9 protein-coding genes are annotated in these 12,681 nt (G+C 70.9%); 5 read left to right on the top strand and 4 right to left on the bottom strand.

Features of this window, described 5'->3' with window-relative positions; translation table 11 throughout:
* Positions 1-2,348, bottom strand: a 2,348-nt coding sequence (locus ABFX54_RS47490; protein WP_346113698.1) for an AAA family ATPase, incomplete at its 3' end; no start/stop codon positions are given.
* Between the two features lie 140 nt (positions 2,349-2,488).
* On the opposite strand from ABFX54_RS47490, the gene ABFX54_RS47485 reads away from it, so the two are divergent.
* A complete protein-coding gene (locus ABFX54_RS47485; RefSeq protein WP_346113697.1) occupies positions 2,489-3,616 on the top strand; it encodes a 2,5-dihydroxypyridine 5,6-dioxygenase NicX family protein in 1,128 nt (375 codons plus the stop codon).
* Between the two features lie 131 nt (positions 3,617-3,747).
* Here ABFX54_RS47485 and ABFX54_RS47480 read toward each other — a convergent pair whose 3' ends face one another.
* A complete protein-coding gene (locus ABFX54_RS47480) occupies positions 3,748-4,818 on the bottom strand; it encodes a LacI family DNA-binding transcriptional regulator (RefSeq protein ID WP_346113696.1) in 1,071 nt (356 codons plus the stop codon).
* 179 nt (positions 4,819-4,997) lie between these two features.
* Between ABFX54_RS47480 and ABFX54_RS47475 the strand changes: the two genes are divergently transcribed.
* Positions 4,998-6,212 (top strand): ABC transporter ATP-binding protein, encoded by a 1,215-nt coding sequence (locus ABFX54_RS47475; protein ID WP_346113695.1) that lies wholly within the window; start codon positions 4,998-5,000, stop codon positions 6,210-6,212.
* Positions 6,213-6,323: 111 nt separating this feature from the next.
* Here ABFX54_RS47475 and ABFX54_RS47470 read toward each other — a convergent pair whose 3' ends face one another.
* Positions 6,324-7,073: an SDR family NAD(P)-dependent oxidoreductase gene (locus tag ABFX54_RS47470; protein WP_346113694.1), complete on the bottom strand. Its 750-nt coding sequence runs from the start codon at positions 7,071-7,073 to the stop codon at positions 6,324-6,326.
* A gap of 46 nt (positions 7,074-7,119) precedes the next feature.
* On the opposite strand from ABFX54_RS47470, the gene ABFX54_RS47465 reads away from it, so the two are divergent.
* Positions 7,120-8,304: a PQQ-dependent sugar dehydrogenase gene (locus tag ABFX54_RS47465; RefSeq protein WP_346113693.1), complete on the top strand. Its 1,185-nt coding sequence runs from the start codon at positions 7,120-7,122 to the stop codon at positions 8,302-8,304.
* Here ABFX54_RS47465 and ABFX54_RS47460 read toward each other — a convergent pair.
* Positions 8,264-8,599 (bottom strand): carboxymuconolactone decarboxylase family protein, encoded by a 336-nt coding sequence (locus ABFX54_RS47460; protein WP_346113692.1) that lies wholly within the window; start codon positions 8,597-8,599, stop codon positions 8,264-8,266. The genes ABFX54_RS47465 and ABFX54_RS47460 overlap by 41 nt on opposite strands.
* A gap of 279 nt (positions 8,600-8,878) precedes the next feature.
* Here ABFX54_RS47460 and ABFX54_RS47455 point away from each other — a divergent pair, with 279 nt between their 5' ends.
* Complete coding sequence (locus ABFX54_RS47455) at positions 8,879-9,526, top strand: hypothetical protein (RefSeq protein ID WP_346113690.1); 648 nt, start codon at positions 8,879-8,881, stop codon at positions 9,524-9,526.
* Between the two features lie 76 nt (positions 9,527-9,602).
* Positions 9,603-12,665, top strand: a complete 3,063-nt coding sequence (locus ABFX54_RS47450) for an AAA family ATPase (protein WP_346113689.1) — start codon at positions 9,603-9,605, stop codon at positions 12,663-12,665.
* The last annotated feature ends 16 nt before the right edge of the window (positions 12,666-12,681 follow it).

Genomic DNA, 12,681 nt, shown 5'->3' with positions numbered 1-12,681 from the left:
CCGCCGTCGTCGTCCTCGACCAGGGCGTGACAGCGGGCCAGCAGCGCGCCCGACTCGTCGGTGCGGGCGTGCGCCGACCATCGCCCGTACGCCTCCCGCGCCGCCCGCGCGGCCGGCGTGTCGCCCGCTCCCACGGCGGCCTCGATCCGGTCCGGCGCCGACCGCCACACCACGGCCGGATGCCCGGCGCCGGGACCCGCCGCCGCCAGCGCGGTGAACCGGTCGTGCGCCGCGGCGAACCGGCCCAGCCCCAGCTCCTGCGTGGCCAGCGCGTACGCGGCCAGCTCCACGCGCAGCCCCACCCGGTGCGGCACGGCGATGGCCAGCGCCTCCCGCGCCAGCCGCCCGCAGTCCTCCTCCTCGCCACGCAACGCCGCCAGCACCGCTAGGTTGGCCAGGTGCGCGGCCACCGTGTTGCGGTAACCGGCCTCGCGAGCCAGCTCCAGCCCCTCCTCGGAGATGGCCTGACTCTCCGCCAGCCGTCCGGAGATCCGCTCGCCGGTGGCCACGAACTCCAGCACGACCGGCAGTTGCCCGGCCATCCCCGACACCCTGGCCACCCGCCCGGCTCGCGCGGCCAACTCGGCGGACAGGTCGGCCTCACCGAGCTGACTGGCCGCCGCCGTAGCCCACAGAAACTCAGCCGCCTCCGTGAGCTCCCCGACCCGCCCAAGCGCCCGAACAAGCAGCCCACGCCCGCCGCCATCGGCCCCGCTGCCGGACAGCATCAGGCCGATGCCCACGAGCACATCACGCAGGAAACCCTCCGGATGGGCCGCCGCTCGGCTCCCGAACCGGATCATGGCCTCGGTGTCGCCGACGTACGAGGCCGCCTCCATCGCGTCGGCCAGCATGCTCAGGCTCTCGCCCCCGGACAGGATCCGCACGGCCTCGGCGGCGCTGCCCGAGTTCAGCTCGAATCTGCCGCGCAGCTGGTCGATCTCGGCCGCTGTCACGGGATCGGACCCGGCCCGCTCACGGGCCTCGCCCAGCAGCGACTCGGCCTGCCCAGGACGACCGCCGAGCCAGGCCGCGACGGCCGCGTCCTTCAGCCTGGCCGCCCTGATCACCGGGTCGGGCGTCAGCTCGGCGGCCCGCGTCAGTGCGCTGGCGGCGTCACCGTACCCGCCCCGCTCCCGGGCCCGCACGGCGGTCGCGGCCAGCGCCGGGGCGACCTTCTCGTCCTGCCCGAGCACGGCCGCCGCCAGATGCCAGGCGCGGCGATCCCCATCACACAGCCCGGCCAGCACCCCGTGCGCCGCACGCCGGTCGGCAGGGGCCGCCGCCTCATACACGGCCGAACGGATCAGCGGATGCCGAAACCGCACAACCCCACCGGAGACCTGCACCAGCCCGGTGGCCTCCAGCTCATGCAACTCAGCCCGCCCCGCATCGGTCGAGGGGCTGGTCAGGGCAGGGGTGCGGTCGGCGTCCATCCGACGGTCCGCCGAGGCGTTCATCGCGGCGGCGGCGCGCAGCACCAGGTCCAGATCGCCCTCGACGGCCGCGAGCAGGGCGACTTGGCGGGCCTGGGGAGACAACGCGGCCACCTGCTCGCCGAAGAGCTGGGCGCCGCCGGGCAGCGGGTCCGGCAACGGTTCGCGACCGGCCAACTGTGCGAGGCTCAGCAGCCGCACGATCTCACGCAACGCCAGCGGGTTCCCACCGGTCAGCCCCACCAACTCCCGCACGACTCCGGCTCCGGACACGGTTCCGATCTCGGGCACAGCCCCGGCCCCAGCTCGCGTCGTCGCGGTCGTGACGCCGGCGGTGAGCAGGGCGGTGGCGGCGTCGGGTGGGAGGCCGCCGAGGCTCAGTGACGGCACGCCCTTGACCGGCAGGTCCCCGCGGACGGACAGCAGCATCGCGATCCGTTCCGTGCCCAGGCGTCTGGCGGCGAACAGCAGTGCGTCGGCCGATGCCCGGTCGACCCACTGGAAGTCGTCCACCACGCAGACCAGCCCGTCCGGCACGGCGGCCTCCGCCAGCAGCGACAGCACCCCGGCCGCCAGCGGGAACCGGTCACCGGAGGCGGCCCCGGTCAACCCGAGTGCCCCGCGCACCGCCTCGCGCTGCGGCTCCGGCAGCGCGTCCATCAGCCCGCCGGCCGGGAGCGTCGCCGGGCGCAGCAGTTGGTGCAGGGTGGCGAAGGCCAGGTCGGATTCGGGTTCCACGCCGGTCGCCCGAAGGACCCTCATCGCGCCGCACCGCGAGGCCGCGAGGTCGAGCAGGGCCGTCTTGCCCACGCCCGCCTCCCCGCGCAGCACCAGGGCCCCGCCCGCGCCCCCTCGGGCCCGGGCGATCACGTCGTCGATGGCGGCGATCTCCGCCGATCTGCCGAAAAGCACAATGGCCGACTGTATCCCCGTCAAAGCATCTACTTCGCACAGTAGTGGTACGAATGCGGTACGCCACCTTACCGGCGGGGTATCGAAACGAGGTTGCGGATGGCACCGCATCGAGACCCACGTCCCGCAGGGAGCGCGCCATGACGACCAACCCTTACTCCGGATCGCCGTTCAGCTACGTCGCGGAACCAGCCGTGTCGCCGTACGCGATCGTGGAGCTGATGCCCGGCGTGCGAAACCTGTGCGAATACGTCCGGCTTGAGCCGGGCGAGCGCGTGCTGCTGATGATGGAGCACACCGTCGACCCCGTCGTCGTGCAGGCCATCGCCGCCGCCGCGGCCCTGCGCGACGCGGACGTGCGCATCCTGTCGGTGCCGCCGTTCACCCCGGGCGGATGGGACAGGGAGGCGTGGCTCGGCATCGAGACGGCCGCCTTCCGCGAGGCCGACGTCGTGATCAGCGGGACCTGGTGGGGCGAGGTGCACACGGCGCCGCTCTTCTTCGACCAGATCAAGTCCCGCTCCGCCCGCTTCCTGTCCCTGCACATGACCGCCACGGCAGGCGCGCTGCTGACCGGCGGCCGGCTGCCCGCCGAGGTCTTCTACGCGCTGCTGCGGCGGGCGCTGCGCCAGTTGTCCCGTGCCTCCTCGATCCGGGTGACCTCGCCGCGCGGGACCGACGTGACGTTCTCCGGGCTGACCTTCGACCCCGACCCGGGCGCGCTGCGGCCGGGCGACTGGCGGCCCTTCCCGTACGGCGGCGCCAACTTCTGGCCGACCGAGACCGAGGGCGTGCTCGTCGTCGAGGACTCCACCGTCACCGGCGTGCCGGAGGAGCCGCTGCGCATCACGCTCGAAGGCAACCTGGTCCGCAAGATCGAGGGCGGGGTCGCCGCCGAGCAACTGCGCAGGTACGCGCCGGGCGGCTTCTACATGCGGCACGGCCTGTTCGGGCTGAACCCGAAGGTCCGGCTGGCCGGCGGCACGCAGTTCGAACGCGAGAAGCACGCGGGGGCCTTCTACTGCGGTATCGACGGCCTGACCGAAGGGGTGCCGGTCACCACGGGGCCCGGTTTCGCCCACTGCGACTGCCAGGTGGACCGGCCGACCGTGGTGGTGGACGGGGAGGTCTTCGTCGAGGAGGGGCGGCTGCTGATGCTGGACGAGCCGGAGATCAAGGAGGTGGCGGCGCGGTTCGGGCCGCCGGAGGTGATCCTCGACGACAACCCCGTGATGATCCTGCCGCGCCGCTACTCCGGCGCGCGATGACGGACGCTTGCGGGAAGGTGGCTGCGGCTGGCGGCTGGGCGATGACGGCTGCGCTATGACGACCGGGGTGACGGCTGCGCGATGGCGGCTGCGCGGTGGCGGCTGCGCGGTGGCGGCTGCGCGGTGGCGGCTTACGGGCGGTGCGGGCCGCAGCTGCCCCTGATGATCAGCTCCGTCGGCAGCACCGCCCCGCGCGGCCTGCGCCCCCCCGAGCGCAGCACCAGCTCGGCCGCCCGGTACCCCATGTCGCGCCCCGGCTGGGCGATCACCGTCAGGGGAGGGGAGCACAGCTCGGCCCAGGGCACGTCGTCGTACATGACGAGCGACACGTCGCGCGGCACCCTGAGGTCGAGTTCCCTGGCGGCCAGCACCGCCGCCACCCCGAGGACGTTGCCCCCGGCGACGACCGCCGACAGGTCGGGGCGGCTCTGGAACAGGCCGGAGGCGGCGGCGTAGGCGGAGTCGCGGCTGCCGGTGGCGAAGACGACCAGTTCCTCGTCCACGGGCGCGCCCACGGCGGCACCGAACGCCGCCGCCCGCCGGTCGTGGCCGGGGCCGCCGAGGAAGGCGATGCGCCGGTGGCCGAGGCCGCGCAGGTAGCGGACCGCCGTACGGATGCCCGCCCGGTCGTCGGCCACCTCGGACGGCACGTCGAGCCCGCGCGGCCGGGCGCCGGCGGGCACGCCGTCAAGCAGCATGAGGTCGTTGACGGCCCTGGCGGCGGGGTCGTCGTCCTCGTCGGACGAGGGGCGGGCGGGCAGGCGGTCGGCGAAGACCACCGTCATGCCCGCGCGGATCGCGGGCGCCCAGGTGTCCTCGTCGCCCGACGGCACGGCGATGAGCCGATCGACGCTCTGCTCCAGCAGCATCCCGATCAGCTCGGACTCCTGCTCGGGGTCGCCGCCCGTGGAGCCGAGCACGACCGGCTCGCCGGCCGCGCGGGCGCAGGCCAGCACGCCCTCGGCGAGCTGGGCGTGGAAGGTGTCGGTGAGGTCGGGGACGAGCAGGCCCATGCCGCCGGTACGGCGCTGGCGCAGGTTGCGGCCGAGCGCGCTGGGCCGGTAGTCGAGCTGGGCGGCGACGGCCAGGACGCGCTCTCGCGTCTGGGGGCTGGCCGAGCCGCCCGACAGCACGCGGGACACGGTCGCGACGCCCACGCCGGCCGCCTCGGCCACATCTTTGATCGTCGCGCGCTTGTCCATGGAAACGATTCCATCATGCTTCCACGGAAACGGGAAGTCGCCAGGGCCGACAAAGGCTGGTCACGCTGTAACCCTTGACACCGATGTCCGTTTCGGGTGAGATGCTTGAAAACGTATCCACGTTGGTGGGGACACGGTAACAACATCCGGGCTACCGCCCTGGAGCGCGAAGGAATGTCATGGCATCCATCGTTCTGACGAACGTCGACAAGATCTACGCCGGTGGCGTAAAGGCCGTGAACGGGCTCAACCTTGAGATCAAGGATGGCGAGTTCATGGTGCTGGTCGGTCCCTCCGGTTGCGGTAAGTCGACCGCGCTGCGGATGATCGCCGGTCTGGAGGACATCAGCGGCGGCGAGATCGCCATCGGTGAGAAGGTGGTCAACCACCTGCCGCCCAAGGACCGCGACATCGCGATGGTCTTCCAGAACTACGCGCTCTACCCCCACATGACGGTCGAGGAGAACCTCGCCTTCGGTCTCAAGCTGCGCAAGATGCCCAAGCCGGAGATCCAGAAGCGCGTCAACGAGGCCGCCAAGATGCTCGGCCTCGAGACTTACCTCAAGCGCAAGCCGGCCGCTCTCTCCGGTGGTCAGCGCCAGCGTGTCGCCATGGGCCGCGCCATCGTCCGTGAGCCGCAGGCCTTCCTCATGGACGAGCCGCTGTCCAACCTGGACGCCAAGCTCCGCGTCTCCATGCGCGCCTCGCTCAACCAGATGCACGAGCGCCTCGGCGTCACCACCGTCTACGTCACGCACGACCAGGTCGAGGCCATGACCCTCGGCGACCGCGTCTGTGTCCTGCGCGACGGCCTGCTCCAGCAGGTCGACACCCCGCAGAACCTGTTCGACAAGCCGGTCAACCTGTTCGTCGCCGGCTTCATGGGCTCGCCCTCGATGAACTTCGTCACCGCCGAGCTGGTCCGCGGCGACGGCGGCCCCGCCGTGACGTTCGCCGACATCAAGCTGACGATCCCCGAGTCGACCTTCTCCGACAAGCCGGGTCTCGACCAGTACATCGGCAAGAAGATCATCCTCGGCATCCGCCCGTCGGACTTCGAGGACGCCGCCTCGGCCGGCAACCACGCCAACGGCTGGGCCACGCTGCCGGTCAAGGCGGAGGTCACCGAGGAGCTGGGCTCCGAGATCAACGTGCTGTTCCTCATCGACGCCCCGCCGGTCGAGCACAAGGACACCGTCGCCGCCGCCGACACCGGTGACGACGAGGAGGCCGCGCTGCCGCTGACGGGTGACAAGTCCCTGTGGACCGCCCGCGTCAACGCCCGCAGCCACGTGCGTCCCGGTCAGAACATCGACCTGGTCGTCGACACGCACAACCTGCACTTCTTCGACCCGACCTCGGGTCTGTCGATCGGTCACGAGGCCAACCGCTGAGTCCTCGCCGCTGACACCTGATTCCCGGCCGCGGGCCTCGCCCGCGGTCGCTCGGGCCCCCACCGCGACCCCCTCCCGCGGCGGGGGCCCGTTTTTTCGCGTACGTACGGGTCAGCGGCCGATCCGCTGCGACACCATGGCCTGCAGCCGGCGCGGCACCAGCCGCCCGACCGCCACGATGGCCTTGTACCGCAGGTCCGGGACCGACACCCGCCGGCCCAGGGCCAGGTCGCGCATCGCCTCACGGACCACGTCGTCGGCCTTCAGCCACAGGAAGCCGGGGATGCTCGACGAGTCCATGGAGGCGCGCTGGTGGAACTCGGTGCGCACGAAGCCGGGACACAACGCCATGATGCGGATGCGCGGATTGGCCACCTCGTTCGCGGCCGACTCGCTGAAGTTCACCACCCACGCCTTCGACGCGCTGTAGGTGCCGCGGGTGAAGAACGCCGCCACGGAGGCCACGTTCACGATCGCGCCCCTGTCGCGCTCCTTCATGCCGGGCAGCGCCGCCAGCGTCAGTCTCAGCACGGCCTCGCAGTGCACCTTGAGCATGCGCACCTCGTCCTCGACCGGCACGTGCGGGAAGTGGCCCGCGTTGCCGAACCCGGCGTTGTTGACCAGCAGGTCGACCCCGCCGCGCAGTCGCGACTCGACCTTGGCCAGGCCCTCGTCGGTGGCCAGGTCGGCGGGCAGCACCTCGACGTTCACGCCGTACCTGAGCTTGAGCTGGTCGGCGGCCTGGGCCAGGCGGAGCTCGTCCCTGGCCACGAGGACGAGCGAATAGGCGTCGGCGGCCAGGCGCCGCGCGAAGGCGGCGCCGATGCCGGCGGTCGCGCCAGTGATCAATGCGGTAGGCATGCCTGAACCTTAACGTCCCCGCTCTCCGGCATGGCAGGATGAAGACGTGCGCCTCGTCGTGGCCGTGCTGCTGCTCATGGCTCTCACCGCGTGTGCGTCCGGCCCGCCTTCCGGGTCGTCCGCCGCCCCGTCCGGCGCGCAGGCGAGCCCTGCGCCGGCGACCTCGGCCGTCCCGACGCCGACGCCCGAAACCACGCCCCCCGAGACCACGCCGCCGCCCGAGCGCGGCAAGCTGCGCTTCGACAAGATCGCCACCCTGGACCAGCCGGTGGCCTTCGCCGTGCGCACGGGCGACGACCGGCTCTACGTCGCCGAGCAGACCGGCCGGCTGCGCACCACCGGCGGCGAGACCGTCATCGACCTGTCCCGCGAAGTGAGCACGGGCAACGAGCAGGGGCTGCTCGGCGTCGCCTTCCACCCCACCGGCCGCTGGGTCTACCTCGACTGGACCGACGCGCGCGGCACCACTCACGTCACCGAGTGGGCCTACGACGGCAGCAGGGCCACCGCCAGGCGCGACGTGCTCACCCAGGAGCAGCCGTACGCCAACCACAACGGCGGCCAGCTCGCCTTCGGCCCCGACGGCCTGCTCTACATCGCCTTCGGCGACGGGGGCAGCGCGGGCGACCCGCAGAGCAACGGCCAGGAGCTCGGCACGCTGCTCGGCAAGATCCTGCGCATCGACCCGCGCGGCAGGCCGTACACGATCCCGCGCGACAACCCGTTCGTCGGCAAGGAGGGCGCGCGGCCCGAGATCTGGGCCTACGGCCTGCGCAACCCCTGGCGCTTCACCTTCGACCGCGACACCGGCGACCTGTGGATCGGCGACGTCGGCCAGAACGAGCTGGAGGAGGTCGACTACCAGCCCGCCGGCTCCGAAGGCGGCGAAAACTACGGCTGGAACCTGCGCGAGGGAAACCGGCCCTTCCGCGGCCGGGCCAACCCCCGCGACCTGGTCGAGCCGGTGATCGTCTACCCGCTGGGCGAAGGCGGCAACTGCTCGGTCATCGCCGGCTACGTCTACCGGGGCCAGAAGATCCCCTGGTTGCAGGGGCAGTTCCTGTACGGCGACTTCTGCGCCGGCTGGATCAAGGCCGCGCCGATGGACGAGCTGGCGGAGGCGGCCGGGGTCGGCGAGGTCGAGCAACTGTCGTCGTTCGGCGAGGGCCCCGACGGAGAGCTCTACGCGCTCAGTCTGCAGGGGCCGATCTACCGGATCGTTCCCGCCTGACGCGCTCGATCAGCTCCTCCACCTGGTCGTTCAGCTTCGCGCCCCTGATCCAGCCCGCGTAGTGCGTCAGGACGACCACCACCTCGCGCAACTCGCCCTCGCTCAGCTCTCCCGCCCGCAGAGCCACGTCGAGATGCACGTCGGTCAGGTCCTGATGCCCCTGCCCGACGAGCAGCCCGAGCAGAAGCAGGCGGCGTTCCCTGTCCGACAGGATCGTCCGTGACCACACGTCGGCGAACTGGCGCTCGGCGTTCATGCCGAAGGAGTCCATGGTCTCCATCGCTGGCTCTGTCATTGTTCGCTCCGGGGGTGTCGGAAAGGGATTCTCATATCTTTCGCTACTTCCCGAGATGAACCAATGGGGGGTTGCATGAACGTTGTAGCGGAGCGCCGCAGCCCCAGCACGGAGGGCTTTTTGATCTGTAACAAGTAAAGCCAATGAACGGGCAAGATTTGGTCAAGATTTTCCAGCGCCTTCCGGGCTCATCACTGCTGAAAGCGGGCACAACAACTCCGTTGGTCCGTAAAGCGGAGGTAAGCCCTGGTGAAAACAGCACGGGGTTTGATCGCGCTCATGGTCGCGGTCCTGACGCTGTCCGCGTGCGGGCAGCCGGAGTTCACCTACGTCCGTGACAAGGCCGGAACGACGTACTTCAAGGTGCCCGCCTCGTTCACGCAGCTCGACGCCTATCCCATCGAACTGTACCTGTCCGGTGACCACCCGAGCTCGCAGGCCGCGGCGCTGCGGGCGCAGCGGGTCTGGTCCACGGCCTTCGACCAGTCGGCCAGGCCGTCGGTCAACCACCTGCTCGGCTCGGCCGATCCGTTCGTCTACGCCGCCGTGCACCAGCTCACCGAGGAGCAGCGCGACGCGATCTCACTCAACCGGCTGCGCGACTTCATCCTGCCGGTGACCGAGCAGATGCGCCTGCTCTACCAGCAGCAGGCCGCGACGGCGAACCAGCCGCCGATGTTCAACCGCTTCGAACCCATCAGCGACGAGGTGCTCACCCTCGACGGCGGCGCCAGAGGCGTCCACGTGCGCTTCAACTACCAGATCGGCACCGACGTCCAGACCTTCGACCACACGGCGATCCTCGACGAGAAGGGCGCCACGGTCTCCGTCATGCTCATCGGCTGCCAGTCGGTCTGCTTCCAGAAGCGCGGCGCCGAGTTCGACAAGATCGCGAGTTCGTTCAAGCTGCTCCGGCTGCCCGGATGAGGGAGCACCATTGACCACGACCATTCATCATGAAGGGCTGCGCGCCCCCGGCAGCGGGCCTTCCGATCCCGAATCCGTGACCAGGAAGAAAATGCAGTTCTGGGACCGGAGCAAGTTCCTCATCGTCCTGGTGCTGGCCTATCTCATCCTCACGTGGAAGGTGATGGCCGACTTCGAAGGCATCATGACCTTCCCCGACGCCGCGCAGAAGATCGCCATCGAATATCAGTGGATCTTCTGGCTGCTCGGCGCCGAGGCCGTCAGGCAGGTGCACTTCTTCGTCAGCGAGCACTGGTCGGCCTACCACCGCTTCTGGAGCCAGAAGGTCTTCGGCGGCTTCGAACGCTGGACCCACCGCCGCTTCGACGACTGGACCCGCTTCCGCCTCGCCAGAGCACTCAAGATCGCCTTCTTCATCGTCCTGATCGCCTTGGTGCTCGGGGCCGTCATGGACATCAGCCCGTTCGCCGCGCTGCTCCAGGCCCCGGCGCTGATCTGGCAGGCGCTGCCGTTCTTCCTGCAGATCGTCTTCCTGTTCTTCTTCGTCATCATCCAGTTCGTCGGCCTGTTCTGGTTCCTGTCCAGGGGCGGGGTCGAGACGTACTTCCCCGACGACATCAAGACCCGCTTCCACGACGTGTGGGGGCAGGACCACGTGGTCGAGCGCGTCAGGGAGAACATCGTCTTCCTGGAGCGGCCGGACGAGATCGAGCGGCGCGGCGGGTACGTCCCCAGCGGCCTGCTGCTCTGGGGGCCGCCGGGAACCGGCAAGACCCTCATGGCCGAGGCCGTGGCCGGAGAGACCGGCAAGCCGTACGTGTTCGTGGATCCGGGCGCGTTCACGAACATGTTCATGGGCATCGGCATCCTCAAGGTCAAGTCGCTGTTCAGGAAACTGCGCAAACTGGCCCTCCGGTACGGCGGAGTGATCGTCTTCTTCGACGAGGCCGACTCCCTCGGCAAGCGCGGCCGCCTGGCCCAGCAGGGTCCGCCGGGACAGGGCGGCGGCTTGTCCGGCCTGTCGGGCGTCCACGGCTGCCACGGCGCGAACTACATGTCCGAGGCCACCCGCCAGATCCTCGCCTTCGGCGGCAACCGGGCCGAGGAGGACCCCGGCAGGCGCAACCGCTTCTTCATGGGCGGCGGCATGAACAGCGGCGGCGACCCCGGCACGCTGCAGGCGCTGCTCACCGAGCTGTCAGGGCTCAAGAAGCCGCGCGGCTTCTTCAACCGCCTCGTCCGCCGGCTGCTCGGCATGCGGCCCAAGCCCCCGCCCAAGTACCGCATCCTCGTCATGATGGCCACCAACCGGCCCGACGCGCTGGACGAGGCGCTGCTGCGGCCCGGCCGCATCGACCGCATCTACAAGGTCGGCTATCCGTCGAAGGCCGGGCGGGTGCGTACGTACCAGGGCTATTTCGACAAGGTGTGGCACGAGCTCACCCCCGAGCAGATCGACAAGCTCGCCACGATCACCCCGTACGCGACCGGCGCCACCATCAAGGACCTGGTCAACGAGTCGCTCATCACGGCCATCAGGGACGGGCGCGAGGTCATCACCTGGTCGGACGTGCTGCGCGCCAAGCGGCTCAAGCAGCTCGGGCCACCCGAGGACGTCGAGTACATCGAACGCGAACGCCACGCCGTGGCCGTGCACGAGGCCTGCCACGCCGTCGTCGCGTACGTGACCCGCTTCCACCTTGAAATCGACATCGCCACCATCGAGAAGGGCGCCGACTACCTCGGCATGGTCGCCTCGATCAAGCCCGAGGACCAGTTCACCCGGTGGAAGTCCGAGCACGAGGCCGACATCATGGTCTCCCTGGCCTCGCTGGCCGGCGAGCGCATGTTCTTCGGCGAGGACAACTCCTCCGGCGTCTCCGGCGACCTCTACTCGGCCACCTACCTGACCGCGATGATGGAGTCGTACTGGGGCATGGGCTCCGGCGTCACCTCGCTGCCCGCGCTCCAGGAGCTGGAGATCATGGGCGGCAAGGCCATGCGCAAGCGCGGGCCCGGCGGCGGCATCGGCATCACCGAGCGAGAGCCGGCCAGGCGCCAGCCCGACCTCGCGCCCGACGTGCTCGGCGAGCGCATCGAGTTCAACCTGGTACGGCTGCTGGAGCGGACCGAGCAGTTGCTGGAGGAGCACCGCAGGGACGTGCTCTGCCTGGCGCACGCGCTGGAGACGCACAAGACCCTCAACGGCGACGACGTGGTCGCCATCATCCGCAGGGAGCCGGGGCCGCTCATCGACGGCACCATCTACGCCTCCGACGAGCTCTACCAGGAGCTGGAGGAGTACCATCACGACGCGGCCAGGGCGCACAAGGAGCACAGCCACATCGACCGCGCGCTGCCCGGGCACCAGGAGGCGGTTCCGGGGGTGCCGGTCGGCTACGCCGCGCAGGGGACCGGGATGCCCGCACCGCCCTTCGCGGCCCCGCCCACCGGCATCCAGGTGCTGCCCCCACCGGGGGCTTCCGCTGGACCGGCCACCGCGGCGCCACCTGCCGGGTCCTCTGGCGGGTCCTCTGGCGGGCGCCCCTCGGGGATCCAGGCGCCGCCTCCCACGGGGCCGCCCGTGCAGGTCGGTCAGGATGCGCAGCGCGAGCCGGCCGACCGGCCCGAGTTCGTGCCCTGGGCCGCCTCCCCGCCGGGCGCCGCCCCCTCCAACGGCCCTGTCACAGGGGTCTCGGCAGGGCCCTCCGCGCCGGTGCCGGTCGTCGTGGGCACGCCCGCGGCGGGCACGCCGTCACCGCAGCGGCGTCGCCGCATCGGCCGGATCTGGCTGGTCGTCGCCAGCCTGCTCGGCCTCGTGGCGATCTCCGTCATCGCCGCGCTCGCCGTGACCGGCGTCCTCGGCGGCGGCGGGAACGCCACCGGCTCGGCCGCCGCGCCCTCGATGGCCTCGCCAGGGCTGCTGCTCCTGCTGTTCGTCGTGGTCGTCGCCGTCATCGTGGGCGCCGGGCTGGCGTTCGTGGCGATCAAGGGCGTCCGCGCGGCGCAGACGAAGGCCGAGCAGGAACGGGACCAGGCCCACGCCAGGGCCCAGCTGCTGGCCGCGGCGATGGACCCGGACACGGCCATGCGGCTGCTCGGCTACGACGGCAACGGCACCGACCGGCGCGGCGGCTGACCGCCCCGGCACACAC

This window comes from Nonomuraea maheshkhaliensis (assembly GCF_039529435.1).
Lineage (GTDB): Bacteria > Actinomycetota > Actinomycetes > Streptosporangiales > Streptosporangiaceae > Nonomuraea > Nonomuraea maheshkhaliensis.
Note: the sequence above shows the minus strand (reverse complement) of the source record. Positions and strands in the feature narration are given on the sequence as shown.

Bases quoted from the DNA above. Each gene is read 5' to 3' on its own strand.
- ABFX54_RS47485 (WP_346113697.1), top strand. From the start codon at position 2,489: ATGACGACCAACCCTTACTCCGGATCGCCGTTCAGCTACGTCGCGGAA.
- ABFX54_RS47480 (WP_346113696.1), bottom strand. From the start codon at position 4,818: ATGGACAAGCGCGCGACGATCAAAGATGTGGCCGAGGCGGCCGGCGTG.
- ABFX54_RS47475 (WP_346113695.1), top strand. From the start codon at position 4,998: ATGGCATCCATCGTTCTGACGAACGTCGACAAGATCTACGCCGGTGGC.
- ABFX54_RS47470 (WP_346113694.1), bottom strand. From the start codon at position 7,073: ATGCCTACCGCATTGATCACTGGCGCGACCGCCGGCATCGGCGCCGCC.
- ABFX54_RS47460 (WP_346113692.1), bottom strand. From the start codon at position 8,599: ATGACAGAGCCAGCGATGGAGACCATGGACTCCTTCGGCATGAACGCC.
- ABFX54_RS47455 (WP_346113690.1), top strand. From the start codon at position 8,879: ATGGTCGCGGTCCTGACGCTGTCCGCGTGCGGGCAGCCGGAGTTCACC.